Consider the following 17,995-nt stretch of genomic DNA (forward strand, 5'->3'; position numbering starts at 1 on the left):
TCCAAAACAACCAGGAGGTTGGCTTAGAAGCAGCCATCCTTTAAAGAAAGCGTAACAGCTCACTGGTCTAAATAAGAGATCCTGCGGCGAAGATGTAACGGGGCTAAAGTGATGCACCGAAGCTTAGGGGTGTGATCGTTTACGATCACGCGGTAGCGGAGCGTTCCGTAGGCCGTTGAAGCGATCTGGTAATGGGTCGTGGAGGTATCGGAAGTGCGAATGCAGACATGAGTAGCGATTAACAGTGTGAGATGCACTGTCGCCGAAATTCCAAGGGTTCCTGCTTAAAGCTAATCTGAGCAGGGTAAGCCGGCCCCTAAGACGAGCCCGAAGGGGGTAGTCGATGGGAACCACGTTAATATTCGTGGGCCTGGAGGTGTGTGACGGATGCCGTAACTGGTCTGGGCTTATTGGATTGCTCCAGGCTGGGAAGGTGTCCCAGGAAATAGCCCCTCCGTATAGACCGTACCCTAAACCGACACAGGTGGAATGGTAGAGTATACCAAGGCGTTTGAGAGAAGTATCCTGAAGGAACTCGGCAAATTGCCTCCGTACCTTCGGAAGAAGGAGGCCCCATATAAGCGCAAGCTCTTATGGGGGGCACAGGCCAGGGGGTAGCGACTGTTTAGCAAAAACACAGGGCTCTGCTAAGTCGGCTTCAAGACGACGTATAGGGCCTGACGCCTGCCCGGTGCCTGAAGGTTAAGAGGAGGTGTGCAAGCACTGAATTGAAGCCCAGGTAAACGGCGGCCGTAACTATAACGGTCCTAAGGTAGCGAAATTCCTTGTCGGGTAAGTTCCGACCTGCACGAATGGCGTAACGACTTCCCCACTGTCTCCAGGATATGCTCAGCGAAATTGAATTCTCCGTGAAGATGCGGAGTACCCGCGGTTAGACGGAAAGACCCCGTGCACCTTTACTGCAACTTCAGAGTGGCATTAGGAAAGAGCTGTGTAGCATAGGTGGGGATTGAGTMAGCTTCGACGCCAGTTGATGTGGAGCCATAGGTGAAATACCACCCTGCTGTTTTCTGATGTCTACCTCGTACCGTTATCCGGTACAGGGACCCTCTGTGGTGGGTAGTTTGACTGGGGCGGTCGCTCCTAACGAAGTAACGAGGCGCGCGATGGTGGGCTCAGGACGGTTGGAAACCGTCTGTTAGAGTGCAATGGCATAAGCCCGCCTGACTGCGAGACTGACAAGTCGAGCAGAGACGAAAGTCGGTCATAGTGATCCGGTGGTCCCTCGTGGAAGGGCCATCGCTCAACGGATAAAAGGTACGCCGGGGGATAACAGGCTGATGATTCCCAAGAGCTCATATCGACGGAATCGTTTGGCACCTCGATGTCGGCTCATCACATCCTGGGGCTGGAGCAGGTCCCAAGGGTTTGGCTGTTCGCCAATTAAAGTGGTACGTGAGCTGGGTTCAGAACGTCGCGAGACAGTTTGGTCCCTATCTGCCGTGGGCGTCGAAATTTGAGAGGAGTTGACCCTAGTACGAGAGGACCGGGTTGAACATACCTCTGGTGTACCAGTCGTTCCGCCAGGAGCGCAGCTGGGTAGCTATGTATGGACGGGATAACCGCTGAAAGCATCTAAGCGGGAAGCCTCCCTCAAGATAAGATTTCATCGAGCCGTCGTAGACACGACGTTGATAGGCTGGATGTGGAAGTGGAGTAATCCATGAAGCTAACCAGTCCTAATTGCTCTGTTCGCGCTTAAACGGTTCAGCAATGAACCGCAGAGTCCCACCATCAATGACAGCACTGGCAACAGTTGTTCGAATAAGATGGCGTGGTTCTTAGGCCAGCCAGAATATCACATCTAAAAATGTGTCYGSTGACGCATTTTCCAAGTRAAATGCTTAAATGTGCACGGTATCGATTATAAACCCTGATTTTGCGCCAGCTTCATTGCTTGGTGACCATAGCGTCTGTGACCCACCCGATCCCATCCCGAACTCGGCCGTGAAACCAGTCTGCGCCGATGGTACTATTGCTCAAGCACTGGAAGAGTAGGGCGTCGCCAGGCATTGAAGCTCGCGCAAAATCAGCAAAAACCCATTCATGATGTTGTTGGCTAATCAGCCCTGAAGCCTGTTCCCAAGGGAATGCGTCAAACGGGCCAAAGGCCCGCAAGGCCGAACGGCCGCCCGAGCTTATGCGAGGAAAGCCAAGTCGACAGCAAGTCGACGCCGGCGCTTGAGGCCAAACAAACTCTCCGCGGGATGGAGCAGCCCGGTAGCTCGTCAGGCTCATAACCTGAAGGTCGTAGGTTCAAATCCTACTCCCGCAACCACCGAAACCGACATTCCACAAAGCCCCGACGCCAAAGCGCCGGGGCTTTGTGCATTCTCGGCCAATCGACGCTGTTCGATCCACTCCAGGATCCTGCCAAACTCGCCGTAGAGCATGGCGTTGACCTCACCGCGCTTCGCGCCAGGCGTAAGCTCGATCCGCTCGATCCGCTCGATCAGCGCCCGCAACGCATCGGCGGCTTCCTGGCGCTCTTCCGGCTGCGATAGTGCGTGAGTCAGTCGCTCGACTTTGCGCCGATAAATCTCGGAGATGTTGGGGTGGATGTCAGGCACGTCAGCAGGGGCCGCGGCCAAACGAGCGCGGATCGCATCCTCCTGCGCTTCCAGCTCCAAAAGCTCATCGACAAGCGCGCGTGTGCCCTTGCCTGCCTTTGCGAGTGTCACGAGGCCCTTGATCGCCTTGAGGACTTTCTGCAGCTCGGTTCGATCAGCGATTTCTGACGCGCGGCGCTGGTGGTTGATCCGGTTGCTCTCCTCGACATAGGTCCGAATGGCCTCTGCTGCGACCTCCGGGGTCATCATGCGATCGCGCAGACCATCAAGGACGCGCGCTTCGAGTTTGTCGCGCGTGATGCTATGCCCGTTCGCGCAGCTTTTCGTATCACCATGGTTCGAACAGGCAAACCGCCCCCGCCCGCGAAGGGAATAAGAACCTCCGCAGCAGCCGCAGTAGACCAGGCCGGAGAGAAGACTTTTTGGGCGATGCGTGCGATTAAGGGCTGTCTGAGCAGAGCGAGTTGCCGCAATGCCGTCGGCATATTGGATCGCGATATTCTCCTGCCTTGCCTTCGCAGCCTGCCAGAGTTCTTCATCCACGATCCGCAGGTCAGGAACCTCGGTCACAATCCATTCGGATTTGGGATTGATGCGGGAGACGCGCTTGCCGGTTTGCGGGTTCTTCAAATAGCGCAGCCGGTTCCACACCAGTTTGCCGATATAGAGTTCATTGTTGAGCAGGCCGGTGCCGCGCTTGGCGTGGCCGCGGATCGTGGTCGATGTCCATAGCTTGCCCGTTGGGGCTGAAATCCCGGCATCATTCAGGCGACAGGCGATTGCGTGGGGGCTGAGCCCGTTGGCGAACTGTCGAAAAACCTGGCGAATGACTTCAGCTTCCGCGGCATTGATGCTCCGCTCGCCATGAACCGGTTCGCCTTCGCTGGAGAAGCGCCTTACGACGTCGTAACCAAAGCAAAGCCCGCCCCCGGATTTGCCTTTCTCGACGCGGCCGCGCAGACCGCGATGGGTCTTCTTCGCAAGATCCTTGAGAAACAGCGCGTTCATCGTGCCCTTGAGGCCGACATGCAGTTCAGACACTTCACCCTCTGCCAGGGTAACGATCTTCACACCGGCGAACTGGAGATTCTTGTAAAGCGTGGCGACGTCGGCCTGGTCGCGCGACACCCGATCCAACGCCTCGGCTAGCAGAATGTCGAAGCGCCCCATCTGCGCATCCTGCAAAAGTGACTGGATGCCGGGACGCAGTATGACGCTTGCGCCCGAGATCGCTGCATCCTTATAGTTGGCGACAATCCGCCAGCCTTCGCGCGCCGCTTGTTCACGGCATATCAAAAACTGGTCGTCGATGGATGCAGGGCTCTGCTTGTCGTCGGAATAGCGGGCATACAGCGCTACGCGGGGCATTTGGAGTCTCCAGAGATGAGCTTTGGGATCAGTCTACAGATTTGATCATTCTTGCCAATCTGAGGACGAAATCAAAATTGGAGTGCGCTTTTACGCTGCCCAGCGGTTCCGCCAACATGCCCGATTGGGCCTTCGAGAGCATGGTTGATCAGCCCTCGCGGGGTCATCCCGTCTCTGCAGCCGACCTCACCTTGTTTAGCGAACGACATGCGGACGGGCGCTAATAGCCAAGGCCGTTACCCTGGTCTCCCGACAGAGCCAGAGAGGCACCGTCGGGAGTGGTGAGGCCCACTTGGGGGGTAAGCAAACCTCATCTTTCGCTACTCCACCATCGCTCGGAGGAAATGCTCTTCTCGCCAGATCGGGGCAAGAATGCGACGTTCTGCCCGATGCAGCGCAGACCATGTGCTCTCCCCTATGGTCGAAGCCAATGACGATCCTCTCCATCTTACTGGCAAATCAGCAGCGATTGTGCGATCCGATCCCAAACGAGGAGACATGTGTGAGCAAGCGTAAAGCCCAGCCTGTGGTCGCGACAGGTGTGGCAGGACTGGACGAAATCCTGCGCGGCGGCCTCCCCGCGTCCAACCTCTATATGCTTCAGGGCGCGCCCGGCGCGGGCAAGACGACAGCTGCTCTTCAGTTCTTGCGCGCGGGCGTAGAAGCCGGGGAAAGATGCATCTACGTAAGCCTTTCCCAGACCGCCGCTGAGCTCAAATCCATCGCCCAGTCCTATGGCTGGACGCTGGACGGCATCCGGATAGAGGAATTGTCGGCATCTGACGCCGTCAATGGTGCCGCCGATCAGACCATCTTCCAGACCGCCGAACTCCGCCTCGACGAAACGCGCCAGGCGATCGAGCTGGCAATCGAGGAACATAAGCCACACCGCCTGGTATATGATTCGCTGTTGGAAATCCGGCTTATCACGGGCGACACGCCCCGGTTCCGCCGCGAACTCCTGGGCTTCAAGGCGTTCCTCGCGCAGCGCAAAGTTGTCGCGCTCCTGCTCGACACCCAGACCAACGAAGCGGCGCCCAACGGAGAAGAGGTCGAAGGCATTGCGCATGGCGTCATCCGATTCGACAAATCGCTGCAGGATTATGGCTCCGTGCGGCGGCGGATCGAGGTCAGCAAGATGCGCGGCGTGCCGATTGCCGATGGCTATCACGACATGGCGATCCGGGAAGGCGAAGGCGTTGTCGTTTTCCCCCGGATCATTCCGGGCGAGGCTGTCGATACCCGCAAGCCGCAGTTGATCAAATCGGGCGTCGATGCGCTCGACGACATGTTTGGCGGCGGTCAGGAATCAGGCACAACCACTTTGGTCATCGGCCAGTCCGGGACCGGCAAATCGACCATGGCCTCGCTCTATGCAACCGCAGCGCTCAAACGGGGCGAAGCGGTCGCGCTATTCCTGTTCGAGGAACGCCTGGAGACCTTTTTCCGGCGATCGGAAGGCCTCGGCATGGATTTGCGGCAGTTTCATAAAGACGGTCAACTGATCATCCGGGATTTCAATCCCAATGAAATATCTCCTGGCGAATTCGCCCAGATCGCACAATCGATCGTCAAGGATTTCAAGACCCGCGTCGTGGTCATCGACAGTTTCACAGGCTACCTCAACTCGTTGCCGCACCGCGAGAAGGCGGTGCGGGACATTCAGTCTCTCCTCAAATATCTGGCGCGGTCGGGCGTTCTGACAATGCTGATCGTCGCCCAGCACGGTCTGCTAGGCCAGAATGTCGGTATCGATGTCGATGTGAGCTTCCTGGGCGATACCGTACTCCTGCTGCGGATCATGGAAGATGATGGCCGTCTTCGACGCAACATCACCGTCGTCAAGAAACGCCATGGTCCCCATGACCTGAATGTTCATGAACTGTTGATCGAAAGCGACGGCGTTAAGGTCGTCCCGTTCAATCCGCTGCCGACGGCATGAGTGGCAGCGATCTGGTCGAGCCGGGTGCGCTGGACCAGGTCCTTATTCTTGCGCCCTATCGACGGGACGCGGCCTATCTGGGTCAGTTGCTCGCCGAATATGACATGGCTGTCGCGACCTGCGTGTCCGCGGAGGAACTGACGGAGTATCTGGCGGCGGGGCCGGGCGTGTTCGTGACGACCCATGAAGCATTGACCCCGACCCTTATCGATATCGTCGCCAGGCATCTGAGTGCCCAGCCTCCCTGGTCCGAAATGCCGATCGTGGTCCTGCTTGATCGCGCGTCGCCGAACAGTAGGATCCGTGGCCAGCTGGCGGCGGCATGGCCACGGTCACGCCAGCTTTTCTATCAGCGCCCGCTCACCCAGGTCGAACTGGTCAGCGGCATCCAGTCGGCGCTGCTGGCGCGAATGCGGCAGCGAGAAGTGCGCGATCATATCGAGCGCGAGATCGAACTCCGCCGGGAGCTGAATCACCGGGTCAAGAATATCCTCGCCAGCGTGTTTTCCATCTTCGAGATGACGCGCCGCGGCGCTAAGAGTGTGGACGCACTTGCGGATGATTTCGGTGCCCGCCTGACTGCACTGTCCAACGTGCATTCCGCCGTATTCGAGGCAAAGGGAGAAGCGATCTCGATCGCCGAGATCGCACAGCTCACTTTCGATCCCTATCGGCAGATGGGGATCAGCCGGATCGACGCCTCCGGCCCGTCATTCATGCTAACGCGCGAGGCGGGTACGACGCTCGCGCTTTGCTTGCATGAACTTACGACCAACGCGATCAAATATGGTGCGTTGTCCGTGCCGAACGGCCAGGTTGCGTTCCATTGGGACATACTGCCGGACTTGGGTCCTGACTTGTCTGTCTTGTGGCAGGAAACGGGTGGACCGCCTGTCGTCGCGCCGTCGCGCTCCGGCTATGGGACGCGCTATTTACGTGCGGCTCTCGGTGGTCTGTTCGGTACCAAACCCGACATCATGTTCGCGACCGATGGCCTTCGATGCGAGATTAAGGGACCATTGGCGCGCGTCGCCTGCAACCCGGAGGCACCGGACAGCGTTTCGGGCTTATGACATCAGACACCATCGGCGTTCGCAAGCCACTGCGGATCTATTGCGTTGAAGACAATCCCCTGATTGTGTTTCATATCGAACATCTGATTGAGGATGCCGGCCATGTTCTGGCGGGTTTTGCCGACAGCTTCTCCCAACTGAAGGCTGACCCTGCCGCGACCGACATAGATGGCGCGCTTGTGGATATCGATCTGGCTGATGGTCGCACCGGTCCGGCTGCGGCTGCGTGGCTCAAGGAACGAGGCATTCCGTCGATCTTCGTGACCGGCCAGCAGGACGTCGCGGAGCTATATTCCGACCGGGTTATCGCGGTGATCAACAAACCCATCGTTGCTGAGGATTTTGCGGATAAAATCCAGGGTCTGGTGAGCGGGAGCTGATTGGTACGGGCAGGTGGAAGTCGGTTCTTCCCGGACGCCCTGCTATGGATCAGCGCAGAGGCGGGGTTTCGAAAGGCACCGATTGGGACCCTTTAGATATTAATCCCTCCGCAGCCCTTTCAGATGGTCGCCTCAACTTGAGCCGGGGGTCGGCTTCGAGGCCGATCCATACCAGGGAAGGCTCGTGTCGTCGCATTCCTGGATAAGGAAGAGGCAGATTGCCTCTGGGTTCGGGAACACCCGCTAGGGAATGCGTGTTTTGTGATCGCAGGACATTGGACGATGGATCAAGGACACAACAGCAAGCAGGCGTTCGATGCCGGGACACTGTCTCCGGCATTGCCTGATGACATCATTCAAGCCGCCATATCTTTGCTGGAAGGCGTAGATGAGGCGGCACTCAGCATCGCGACGGCGGAAAGCTGTACCGGCGGGCTGCTGGCATCGCTGCTGACCGATATCGAGGGGGCCAGCAACGCATTCGATCGTGGTTTCATCGTCTATAGCAAGGATGCCAAATGCGATCTGCTCGGACTCGGCCAGGCGCTGGTAGAGGATTGCGGCGCGGTCAGCGAGCCGGTCGCGCGCGCCATGGCCGAGGGGGCGCTGCGCCGGTCAAAGGCGCAGCTTGCGATCGCGATCACCGGATTTGCCGGTCCCGGCGCGCCGGGCGACGAACCTGGCCTCGTTCATTTTGCGTGCGCGGGGCAAGGAACAGATACCCGCCATTGCCTGAAGCATTTCGGTGATATCGGTCGCGGGGCCACGCGGATCGAATCCCTGCGCGTCGCGCTCGCGATGCTGGGCGACATGCTGCCCGCCGTGGCGGATCGCCCGCCGCAAGCGGCTTGAGATATGGCCATGGCAACTCGGACACCGGACGGCATCACTCAGGAGCATGAGAGCAACAGCCGGCGTGCCAACCCCTGGCCGCTGCTCCTCCTGGCGGCACTTCTTGCCACCGGATTGTCGGGCATGTTCGCAGGCCAACCCGCGACCATGCGACGAGCGGTCAGCAATTCTGCCGCTCTGGCGGTGCGAATGCCCGATATCTTGCGAAATGGCATGGCCTTTGAAACCATCGTCGAAGTAACGCCGCGCCGACCCGTGGGCGATCTCGTCATTGCAATGTCGGATGGTCTATGGCGGGAAATGACGATCAACACGCTGATGCCGGCTGCGGGCGAGGAAAGCCATAAGGATGCTTCCCATCGCTTTTCCTTCGGACCCGCCGAGGCGGGAGAAACCTTTCGCTTCAAGATCGACGGCCAGATCAATCCGCCCTTGTTCGCCGGCACCAGCGGCATGATCACGGCGCTCGATGGCGAAACCGTGCTCGCCACCGTTCCGGTCCGGATCAAGGTCCTGCCCTGATGGACATCATCCTGCGCGCCAGCGTGATGTTCTTCATCATGTATTCGTTGCTGCGGCTGCTGGGCAAGCGGGAGTTGAGCCAAGTCACGCCGTTCGAGCTGGTGCTGCTGATCGTCATGGGCGACCTCGTCCAGCAGGGCATCACGCATAACGACCTCAGCATGACGGGCGCGGCGCTTGCCATTGCCACCATCGCCTTCTGGGCGCTGGCCCTGAGCTGGATCACCTATCTCTCGCCCCGTGCCGAGCGATGGCTCGAGGGGGGTCCGCGCGTGCTTATCAAGGATGGTGAACTGATCGCAGCCAATATGCGCCGTGACCGGATCACCCGGGCCGAAGTCGAAATCGAGATGCGACTGGCCGGCATCGCCCGAATTGCCGAAGTTGCCTGGGCCATCCTCGAACCCAATGGAAAGATCAGCTTCATCGCCCGAAAGGAAGAGCAGAGCACGAAACAGGAAGACGACGAGAAAGTGACATGAGTTAATCGGGGTCAACTCTTCGCATTTCGTCGTGCTGCGAGTCGTTAGCAGGGAACTGATACGGCCATCCGCCCATTTCTGGGGCAGTATTCCACAGGAGGATATCATGCCCAGCGAAAGCTTCACTGACGCTATTGCCATGCTCAAGGCCGATCACCGAGCGGTAGAGGCTCTTTTCGAGCAGTTCGAGAACGCTACCTCATCGAGCCGCAAGCAGAAACTCGCTCACGAGATCTGCACAGAACTCAAGGTCCACACACTGATCGAAGAAGAGATTTTCTACCCCGCCTTTCGCGGCAAGATCGAGGACGACACGCTCGATGAGGCCTATGTCGAGCATGACGGAGCCAAGGTGCTGGTGAATGATATCGAGGCCGGCAGCCCCGCAGACGATTTCTATGATGCCAAGGTCAAGGTGCTCTCCGAGGAGATCAAGCATCATGTCCATGAGGAGGAGATGCCTTCGGAGGGCATGTTCGCTCAGTGTCGCAAGGCCGACGTCGATCTCGTCGCGCTGCGTGACCAGATGCTGGCGCGCAAGGAAGAATTGATGGCGCAGGCAAAATCAGCCGGTCTGCCGCTGGCGCAGCCCACCGCCGTGCATCTGATTTCCGCCTGACGCCCTGCCTTATAGGAGGTAATCATGACCGACTATCCCCGGCCGCCCTATTCTGAGCAGCAACAAGCGATGCCGGGGAATACCGATGCGATGAAACCGCGGCCCGATCATGGCGAGACGAGCTATGTCGGGTCCGGTCGGCTCGCAGGCAAATGCGCGATCATCACGGGGGGCGACAGCGGCATTGGCCGGGCCGTGGCGATCGCCTATGCGCGCGAGGGCGCCGATCTCCTCATATCCTATCTCAGCGAGGAGGAAGAAGACGCCCGCGAAACGCAGAAGTGGGTGGAACAGGCCGGCCGCAAGGCTGTCTTGATGCCGGGCGACATCAGCAGCGCGCAGCACTGTCGGGCGATCATCGACAAGGCGGTCGAGGAGCTTGGCGGCATCGACATCCTCGTCAACAATGCCGCCCATCAGGCGAGCTTCGAGGAACTTGGCGACATTTCCGATCGAGAGTGGGAGCTGACCTTCGCCGTCAATATTCACGCGATGTTCTATCTTTCCAAGGCCGCCGCGCCCCATCTTGAGAATGGCGGGGTGATCATCAACACCAGCTCGATCAACGCCGACCAGCCCAATGCGCATCTGCTCGCCTATGCAACGACCAAGGGCGCGATCCAGAATTTTACGATGGGCCTGGCGCAGCTGCTGGCCGACAAGAATATCCGCGTGAACTGTGTAGCGCCGGGGCCAGTATGGACGCCGCTAATCCCCTCGACCATGCCGCCCGAAGCCGTAAGGACGTTCGGTGAGAACACGCCGATCGGCCGCGCCGCGCAGCCCCGCGAACTGGCATCGCCCTATGTGATGCTGGCAAGCGATTAGGGGAGTTACATGAGCGGGCGACCGTGCCGGTGACTGGCGGTCGGCCGTTCATCTGAATCTCGAGCAGCTGAAATAAAGCGGAGGTACGAAGCTTAGCCGCTTGGGCATAGTCACACACATCAACTTCGTCATTTATAAGACCTTGACCTTGACCTTGATCGTGGTCCGTTGTCGGCTCCTTCGGTGCCGCTTCTCTTCCCCATCGCTCATGACCTAGCTCGAAAGGCGAAGATGGCGCGCCACAACGCTATCACCGTGACGAGCCTACCCCATGAGTCGGCGTTCGATTCCGACAAGAGCTATCTTTCTCGGCTACTTGGCACCCAATTTCGCTCCCCAGGTGCGGACGGTATACTATCCTGGCGCCTCAGTGCCGGCCCCTCGCAGGGATCGTCGAAATGGCACAACGTGCGACGAGTGGGCTCAGCCAGTGCGCTCTGCGGAGATGTTTCGCGCCGCGTGAAATGAGACGAGTGACGACCCTATGATTAGGAAGAAGGCGACGACGAAAGTCGAGTGCATTCCATTCAGGATCATTTCCGGCGATGCCGTCACCACGTCGTTCGCGGCAGTGCCCCAAGCGAATATGGCGCCCATGGTAGATACGCCCGTAATCAACCCCAGATTACGTGACAGGTTGAGCATTCCCGAGATGAGGCCGCGTTCAGCCGGGCGGCCCCCTGTCATGATCTTCGTGCTGTTGGCAGCTTGGAACAGGCCGTAGCCGATCGTCATCGTGACGATTGGCGCCACATATCCTGCGACCCCGAAGACGGCCGGAATCACCGACAAGTAAGCTGTTCCTGCCGCCAGAGCAGCGAGACCACCAAGCGCTACGCGTTCGGTGCCCAGGCGATCGACCAGTCGGCCAGCAGGAACCCCGGCCATTGCTGCAGCGAGTGGTCCGACAGCCATGACAAGTCCGGCGGGCGCCGCTGCAAGCCCGATGACCTTGCTCAGATAGAACGGGCCGATGATTAGAGTTGCCATCATGACTGCCGAGACGATCATGTTGGTGGACAGGCTGGCAAGCAGCGCCCGGTTACGAATAAGATTGAGCGGCACCAGCGGAAACGGCGCCCGAGCTTCGACCACGATGAAGGCATTGCACGCGACAAATGCGGTGACGAGGGCCGCGAAATTGAGCGAGCCGAACTGCCCGCGACCCAAGGTCATCGCCAAAGCGAAAGCGATCAGCGCCGCCGCGAGGAGAGCCGTGCCGGCGAGATCGAAGCGCGTGGAGGGTGCCGCTACACGAGGCGGATCGTGTGGCAAGGTCCGCGCCGCAATCAGCAAGGTCACCATAGCAAGTGGGACATTGACCATGAAGATTGCCCTGCTGCCGGTCCAAGCGGTCACCAGTCCGCCAAGCGCGGGCCCTAACGTGGTCCCGACAGCCGACATAGTTCCCAGTAGGCCCATCGCGCTTCCGGTCCGCGACCGTGGGACAACAGCGCTGGCAAATGCCATCGTCAAAGCCATCATCGTCGCCGCGCCGACGCCCTGCACCACTCGGGCGCTGATGAGCATTTCAAGGCTTGGCGCCACTCCGCTAAGCATCGACCCTCCCGCGAAGACCGTCACCCCGGCCAGCATCAACCGTCGCCGACCGAGAACATCTCCCAGACGCCCAACCACTACGATCAACGCGGTGATTGTCAGCAGATAACTGAGCACGACCCACTGCGCTGCCTGGAACGACGCAGCGTATAACTTCGTAAGTTCGGGCAATGCGACGTTCGCCGTGCTGGTTGCGAACGACGGCATCAACATAGCCAACGAGAGCCCCGCAAGCGCCCACCGGGGAGAGCCCTGTGGACCATGTTCAGAAACTTGTCCCATCACGATTTTCCTTGAGTCGCATAACAGATCGGAGCACGATGCCACTTCAAGTCAACTTGAGGTCAAGCGTGAAACTTATAGAAATCTCGGAAGTGGCCAAGCGCTCGGGCATCCCGGCCTCGACGCTGCGTTTCTATGAAGAGAAAGGCCTGATAGAGTCCCTGGGACGGCGCGGGTTGCGACGCACGTTCGATCAGGATGTTTTTGGCCGCCTGTCCTTGATAGCGCTCGGTCGTCTGGCCGGATTTTCTCTCGACGAGATCAGAGCGATGTTCGGCGATGGCACAGCAGCCCAAATAGACCGCGTGTTGCTTTCGAACAAAGCGGCCGAGTTGGACCGGACTATCAGGCAGCTTCGAGCGCTGAAAGACGGCCTCGAACACGCCGCCGCGTGCCCTGCGCCGAGTCACATGGAGTGTCCGTCATTCCGGCGGTTGTTAAAGGTGGCGGCTGCGCGAGGCAGTAAGCGGCGGCCTATGCTATCGACAAGCTAAGGGAAGCACTGCGGCGTATCGGCAAATGGGCCGTCGAGATCGTCAAGCGATCCGATGTGGCAAAAGGCTTCGTGCTTCTCCCCCGCCGCTGGGTCGTCGAGCGAACGCTGGCGTGGCTGAACCGCAACCGCCGCCTCGCCAAGGACTTTGAATAGACCATCGCATCGGCAACCGCGTGGCTGTTCATAGCTTCCATCCAGCTATTCGCCCGTCGCATTGCAAGTCTATGAAATATCATCTGATAATTGTGAATCGAGCTCTTACAGAAGCAGAAATACTGTGGCCGCAAAGGGCAGGGCGATGCCTATCATGATGGCCATGCGATGCTGCCAGGAGAGCAGCAGGACGAATGCAGCACCAGCGACGCATAGTTGTCCCGTCCAGGCGACAAGTCCCTGCGCCGCGCCAAGCTGAACGATCGCGATCGCAAGGGACAGGTTGAGAAGCGTCCAGCCAATGGGGCCCGCTCGCCCCGGCGCTGGCAGAAACGGCAACGGGCGTGCAGGACGATGCTTCTTGCGTGCGACGGCGAGGCTGGCGAAACCTGCATAGGCGAACAGGCCAGCTTCAAACATGGATGGTTTCCTGGGCGACCGATGAAGATCGAAGAGCGCGCGCGCGCGATGATACCGGTCTTGGTCGACTGGCGCGCCACGCGCCAAGGCCCAGCAGGGCGGCGATCGCAAAGAAGGCACAATCAAAGGCCAGGAACATCGTATCGCCTGTCTCGACACTGCGTAGAAGCCCGCGATCGGTGGTGAGCATGTTCACCGCCGGCAAGGCTGCAAAGGTTCCCGCCGCGACGGCGAGCGTTTCCGGCCATGCTCTTGCGACTGGACGCAGCAGGGACAGGGTTGCCAGTCCGAACCAGACCCAGAACATCGCTGCGACTTCATAGGCGGCCCGGCCTGGCATGTCGGCAGGAATAAGGCGATTTGCGAGCAGATAGGCGGCCATGCCAGCGGGCAGGCAGGCGATGGCACCGATATTCAGCCGTTCGACAAGGCGGAAACCCAAAAGCGGTTTGGCTCCAGGCTTTCGCCGCTTTGCGATCCATAGGAGCAGCCCCGTACCGACCATCGCCGCGCCGATGAGGCCAAGCAGGAAGTAGGTCCAGCGCAGTACCGGTCCTGCAAAGCTGCCCAGATGCAGCCCCAGCATCACCCCAGCGGTGCGGATTGCAGCACCCGCTTCGCCCGAGGCCGACAGGCGCGCGCCGGTCGCCCCGGCATAGCTGATCGATCCGCCGCGGGCGTTCAGCTGATCCGATCCACTGCGCAACAGGGTGACCGTGGAGGTCGCATCGTCTGGGTTTCGGATGACCATGCGGTCGGGGCGCCCGCCCTTCCATTCGCGCATGGCCGCCTGCACCATCGGGCCGACCGGAGAGAGCTGTGCAGCGCGTCCGGACGGCGCGTCTTCCGCTTCCACGCCATAGGCTTCGACCGCAAAATCATTGGGCTTCTGATAGTTGGCGACGATCGGCCACGGCATATACATCGTCATCAGGGTTATGAGCCCGGTATAGGTGATCATCGCATGATAAGGCAGCGCCAAGACGGCCGAGACATTATGGGCGTCGAGCCAACTTCTTTGCCCCTTGTTCCAGCGCAGGGTGAAGAAGTCCGCGAACATGCGCTTGTGCGTGATGATGCCCGATAGGATCGCCGACAGCATGAACATGGCGCACAGGCCAGCCAGCCAGCGACCCCAGGGATGGGGCAGCTGCAACTGGAAGTGGAAGCGGTAGAATTGTTCGCCGCCGCGCGTGTTGCGCGCCGTAACGGGTGTCCCGGTGGCCGGATCAAGGCGAATTTCAGCGGCGCGTTTGAGTGGCGGCGCTTTGGGGTCGGCATCGGGATCCTTGCGGGCGCGAGCGAATATGCGCGTCTCCAGCGTCCGCTCGCCGGGCAGGTAAATATACCATTGTTCGTCATGCGGCGCGATCGCCTGCATATGGGCGACAGCCGTTTCGGCGGCCTGGATCGGTCCGATAGGTGCGATGCGCAGTTCCGGTTGCATCCACCGCGTAATCTCCGGGCGGAAATAACTGGCGGTCCCGGTCAGGAACATCGCGAATAAAATCCAGCCGGCGAGCAACCCAAGCCAGGTGTGTATCCAGGCCATCGACTGGCGGACACCCCGGTTTTGTGATGCCTGTCCGCCGCTCATGCCCGCGGACCCAATATGCTGAGCAGGCACAGGCAGATAATGGCGGTGCCCCATATGCGCGCTGTGACCCGTAGCAGGCGCTGCTCGTGGAACGCCCACAAGCCCAAGGCCGCGAACAACAGGAAAGACAGGATCATGCCCCACACCGTCGCCTCCGCCCGTGCAACCGGCAGCAGACGCGACAGCAGCGATGCCAAGCCTGCAGCAGCGGCATAGCTACCGATTAGCGCGGTCACGCACCGTGCCATCACGCGCCAGTCGTGATGCCGGTTCCCGCTCGCTCCAGTATCGCCTCTCACGCCTAACCCCCTTCTTCGATGATGCTTGCCTGTAGCGCCAGGCAACCCTAGTAGCAAATAGGAATCAGTCGCATTAGCATTAGGGGATAATGATGCACGCCTACCAACGTTCACTTACAGACATGCCGCGCACGCTGGCGGCGCTGCGCCTGTCGGTAGCTGCTCTGGCATTGATGCCGACCTTGGCACAGGCGGAACAGCCAGTGGCTGCCGACGGCGATGCGACGCGGAGCGGGGAATCGATCATCGTCACCGGGATGCGCGACAAGCAGACCGGCTCGGGCACCAAGACCGATACGCCATTGATGGCAACGCCGCAGAGCATCACCGTGATCGACAATGAGGAATTGATCCGTCGTAACGCGCTGTCGATCAACCAGGCGCTGGGTTATGTCGCGGGGGTGTCGCCCAACCAGCGCGGCGCAATGGTGACGCGCTACGATCAACTCATCCTGCGTGGCTTTGCACCCGGGATATTCCTGGACGGCATGCGCTTGATCGCCGGACCCTATTCGACACCGCAGATCGACTTCAACCGGATCGATCATCTTGATGTCGTCAAGGGACCCGCTTCGGTATTATATGGCAACTCCACGCCCGGCGGCCTTGTCAATCTGACGAGCAAGATGCCTGAGGCGGCAAGCCTTGGCCGGGTGGAGGCGCAACTGGGCAATTATGACAGCCAACGGATCGTAGCAGACATCAATCAGCCGCTCACCGCTGATGGTAAGCTGCTGGGCCGGATCGTAGGCGGTTGGCAGAAAAGCGATGGCGTGACCGAGGGCACCTTCAGCGAGCGCTGGCACCTCAGTCCGATGCTGACCTTCACGCCCGACCCGGACACCAGCCTCACCCTGATCGCCACCTATCAACATGCGCCAAGCGGCGGCGGCTATTCGGGTGTTCCTGCCTATGGCACGGTACTGGCAAACCCGAACGGCACATTGCCGCGCGACATCAATACCGGCGATCCAGGCTATGAGCGGTACAATCATAAGGCGAAATCGATCGCCGCCTTCTTCCGCCATGATTTCGACGAGCATCTGACCTTCCGGTCGAACTTTCGGTTCCAGAACCACAAACTGTCTTACCGTCAGCTCTATGTCGCAGGCTTCGCAACGACCGGCACAGGTGCGGCGCGTAACACGGATTTTTCCACGATCACGCGCGGCGGCGGCGGTGCCGACGAAGATTTTGACACGTTGACGATGGACAATCATATCAACGCGAAGTTCGACACCGGATTCATCGCCCATAATATGCTCGTGGGCCTCGACTATCAGCGCATCACGGGGGAGAATGTCCAGCAGTTCAATACCGGTCAGTCGAGCAATCCGCTGACCAGCGTCCCCAATCTCAACCTGTTTGCCCCGACCTATGGTGGCACGCTGCCCAGCTTCGATCTGACGCAGCTGTCAGCCACCTATATAAACACCTATGGCAAACGCGACCAGACCGGTATCTATTTCCAGGACCAGATGAGCATCGGCCGCTTGCAGCTCATCGCCAGCGGCCGGTTCGACAGCTATGAGCAGCTATCGCTGAACAAGCGGAACGGCAGCGTCACGAAATTGGCGCAAGATGCGTTCACGATGCGACTGGGCGCGCTCTACGCCTTTGCCTCTGGGGTCTCACCGTATTTCAGCTATTCAGAAAGCTTCGAACCGCAGTCTGGAACGACGTATCTGGGCGTTCCGTTCGATCCGGTTACGGGTCGCCAATATGAGGGCGGCATCAAGTTCAATCCGCAAGGAACGAACGCGATCTTCACTCTATCCGCTTATGACCTGCGTCGGCAGAAGGTGCCGGTGACGGACCCGGCTGCGGGTACGAATGGCATACCGACCAACGCCCAGATACAGATCGGTGAAGTGCGCGTGCGCGGGATCGAGTTCGAAGGGCGCGGCGAGGTCTCGCCCGGCTTCGACGTGGTTGCCGCTGCCAGCTATACCGATGCTGTTATCACCCAAGGTACGCCAGCGATTGCACCGACCGCAACCAACAGCGGCACGCCCACGACGACCAGCACGCGCCAGCTCGGCACGCCGCAATGGGCGGCATCGACCTTCCTCTCCTATACTTTCGAGAAAGCCGAGCAGGCGACAGGACCTCTCTCGGGCCTGAGCCTTGGCGCAGGTTTGCGCTATGTAGGCGGATCGGATGGAACCACCCACTATCTGGTGGCGAACAATGTGGCGACCTTCCAGCGCTTCCACACAAATGGTTTCATACTGGTCGATGCCCTGCTGGGCTATGACCTTGGTCGGGCAAGTTCGTCGCTTGAGGGCTGGAGCCTGGCCGTTAATGCTGCCAATTTGCTGGACAAGACGCATATCAGCGCCTGCCCTTTTAACAACAGCTGCTATTATGGCGCACCACGCACGGTGGTTGGGTCGCTCCGCTATAGCTGGTAAGTCTCGAAGGCTGGATGTCGCTATCAAGGAAAAGCACGGTCGTCAGTTGGCACGTTTTGTTCGAGGGCGACCGTGCCCGACCCTTCTGAGACATTCATGACCGAATTTCTCGCTCCC

15 protein-coding genes, 1 tRNA gene, 2 rRNA genes and 2 pseudogenes are annotated in these 17,995 nt (G+C 59.5%); 15 read left to right on the plus strand and 5 right to left on the minus strand.

All coding sequences use genetic code 11. The features are described 5' to 3' along the window. From BF95_RS12130 to BF95_RS29110, 4 genes are all read left to right on the plus strand, one after another. Positions 1–1,723: ribosomal RNA gene (locus BF95_RS12130) — 23S ribosomal RNA — on the plus strand; the annotation flags it as partial. Between the two features lie 194 nt (positions 1,724–1,917). Then, a 5S ribosomal RNA gene (gene rrf, locus BF95_RS12135) occupies positions 1,918–2,032 on the plus strand. A 190-nt stretch (positions 2,033–2,222) separates the two neighbouring features. Beyond that, positions 2,223–2,299, plus strand: a tRNA-Met gene (locus BF95_RS12140). A 46-nt stretch (positions 2,300–2,345) separates the two neighbouring features. After that, a complete protein-coding gene (locus BF95_RS29110; RefSeq protein WP_043151669.1) occupies positions 2,346–2,525 on the plus strand; it encodes a hypothetical protein in 180 nt (59 codons plus the stop codon). 381 nt (positions 2,526–2,906) lie between these two features. Here BF95_RS29110 and BF95_RS29115 read toward each other — a convergent pair. Beyond that, a pseudogene (locus tag BF95_RS29115) lies at positions 2,907–3,959 on the minus strand (recombinase family protein); the annotation flags it as partial. A gap of 502 nt (positions 3,960–4,461) precedes the next feature. Between BF95_RS29115 and BF95_RS12165 the strand changes: the two are divergent. From BF95_RS12165 to BF95_RS12200, 8 genes are all read left to right on the plus strand, one after another. Next, positions 4,462–5,901, plus strand: coding sequence for an ATPase domain-containing protein (locus BF95_RS12165; RefSeq protein WP_043151673.1), 1,440 nt, complete (start codon positions 4,462–4,464; stop codon positions 5,899–5,901). Beyond that, entirely contained in the window at positions 5,898–6,974 is a 1,077-nt protein-coding gene (locus tag BF95_RS12170) for a sensor histidine kinase (protein ID WP_043151674.1), read from the plus strand. The genes BF95_RS12165 and BF95_RS12170 overlap by 4 nt, the downstream gene beginning before the upstream one ends. Next, positions 6,971–7,354 carry a response regulator gene (locus BF95_RS25620; protein WP_051519982.1) on the plus strand — a complete coding sequence of 128 codons (384 nt, stop codon included), beginning with the start codon at positions 6,971–6,973 and terminating at the stop codon, positions 7,352–7,354. Before BF95_RS12170 ends, BF95_RS25620 begins: the two co-directional genes overlap by 4 nt. Positions 7,355–7,636: 282 nt before the next feature. Continuing rightward, on the plus strand, positions 7,637–8,206 hold the full coding sequence (locus BF95_RS12180; RefSeq protein WP_051519983.1) for a CinA family protein: 570 nt from the start codon (positions 7,637–7,639) through the stop codon (positions 8,204–8,206). 9 nt (positions 8,207–8,215) lie between these two features. Continuing rightward, a complete protein-coding gene (locus BF95_RS12185; protein WP_152542688.1) occupies positions 8,216–8,728 on the plus strand; it encodes a hypothetical protein in 513 nt (170 codons plus the stop codon). After that, positions 8,728–9,210 (plus strand): DUF421 domain-containing protein, encoded by a 483-nt coding sequence (locus tag BF95_RS12190; RefSeq protein WP_043151676.1) that lies wholly within the window; start codon positions 8,728–8,730, stop codon positions 9,208–9,210. Before BF95_RS12185 ends, BF95_RS12190 begins: the two co-directional genes overlap by 1 nt. Positions 9,211–9,316: 106 nt before the next feature. Continuing rightward, positions 9,317–9,829, plus strand: a complete 513-nt coding sequence (locus tag BF95_RS12195) for a hemerythrin domain-containing protein (RefSeq protein WP_043151677.1) — start codon at positions 9,317–9,319, stop codon at positions 9,827–9,829. Positions 9,830–9,853: 24 nt separating this feature from the next. Next, on the plus strand, positions 9,854–10,657 hold the full coding sequence (locus BF95_RS12200) for an SDR family oxidoreductase (RefSeq protein WP_051519984.1): 804 nt from the start codon (positions 9,854–9,856) through the stop codon (positions 10,655–10,657). A 423-nt stretch (positions 10,658–11,080) separates the two neighbouring features. Here BF95_RS12200 and BF95_RS12205 read toward each other — a convergent pair whose 3' ends face one another. Then, entirely contained in the window at positions 11,081–12,499 is a 1,419-nt protein-coding gene (locus BF95_RS12205; RefSeq protein ID WP_051519985.1) for an MFS transporter, read from the minus strand. Between the two features lie 38 nt (positions 12,500–12,537). Between BF95_RS12205 and BF95_RS12210 the strand changes: the two genes are divergently transcribed. Both BF95_RS12210 and BF95_RS12215 read left to right on the plus strand, forming a co-directional pair. Then, complete coding sequence (locus BF95_RS12210) at positions 12,538–12,993, plus strand: helix-turn-helix domain-containing protein (protein ID WP_051519986.1); 456 nt, start codon at positions 12,538–12,540, stop codon at positions 12,991–12,993. Further along, a pseudogene (locus tag BF95_RS12215) lies at positions 12,975–13,223 on the plus strand (transposase); the annotation flags it as partial. The gene BF95_RS12210 and the pseudogene BF95_RS12215, both read left to right, overlap by 19 nt. Positions 13,224–13,253: 30 nt before the next feature. Here BF95_RS12215 and BF95_RS12220 read toward each other — a convergent pair. Genes BF95_RS12220 through BF95_RS12230 form a run of 3 tightly spaced genes read right to left on the minus strand, consistent with a single transcriptional unit; the run spans position 13,254 to position 15,401 of the window. Then, on the minus strand, positions 13,254–13,568 hold the full coding sequence (locus BF95_RS12220; protein WP_043151678.1) for a DUF3325 family protein: 315 nt from the start codon (positions 13,566–13,568) through the stop codon (positions 13,254–13,256). Next, positions 13,561–15,165, minus strand: a complete 1,605-nt coding sequence (locus tag BF95_RS12225) for a PepSY-associated TM helix domain-containing protein (protein ID WP_043151679.1) — start codon at positions 15,163–15,165, stop codon at positions 13,561–13,563. Before BF95_RS12225 ends, BF95_RS12220 begins: the two co-directional genes overlap by 8 nt. After that, positions 15,162–15,401 (minus strand): hypothetical protein, encoded by a 240-nt coding sequence (locus BF95_RS12230; protein WP_152542689.1) that lies wholly within the window; start codon positions 15,399–15,401, stop codon positions 15,162–15,164. Before BF95_RS12230 ends, BF95_RS12225 begins: the two co-directional genes overlap by 4 nt. Positions 15,402–15,556: 155 nt before the next feature. Between BF95_RS12230 and BF95_RS12235 the strand changes: the two genes are divergently transcribed. Next, positions 15,557–17,878, plus strand: a complete 2,322-nt coding sequence (locus BF95_RS12235; RefSeq protein WP_161774290.1) for a TonB-dependent siderophore receptor — start codon at positions 15,557–15,559, stop codon at positions 17,876–17,878. The last annotated feature ends 117 nt before the right edge of the window (positions 17,879–17,995 follow it).

This window comes from Sphingobium sp. Ant17, from assembly GCF_000588875.1.
Taxonomy (GTDB): Bacteria; Pseudomonadota; Alphaproteobacteria; order Sphingomonadales; family Sphingomonadaceae; genus Sphingobium.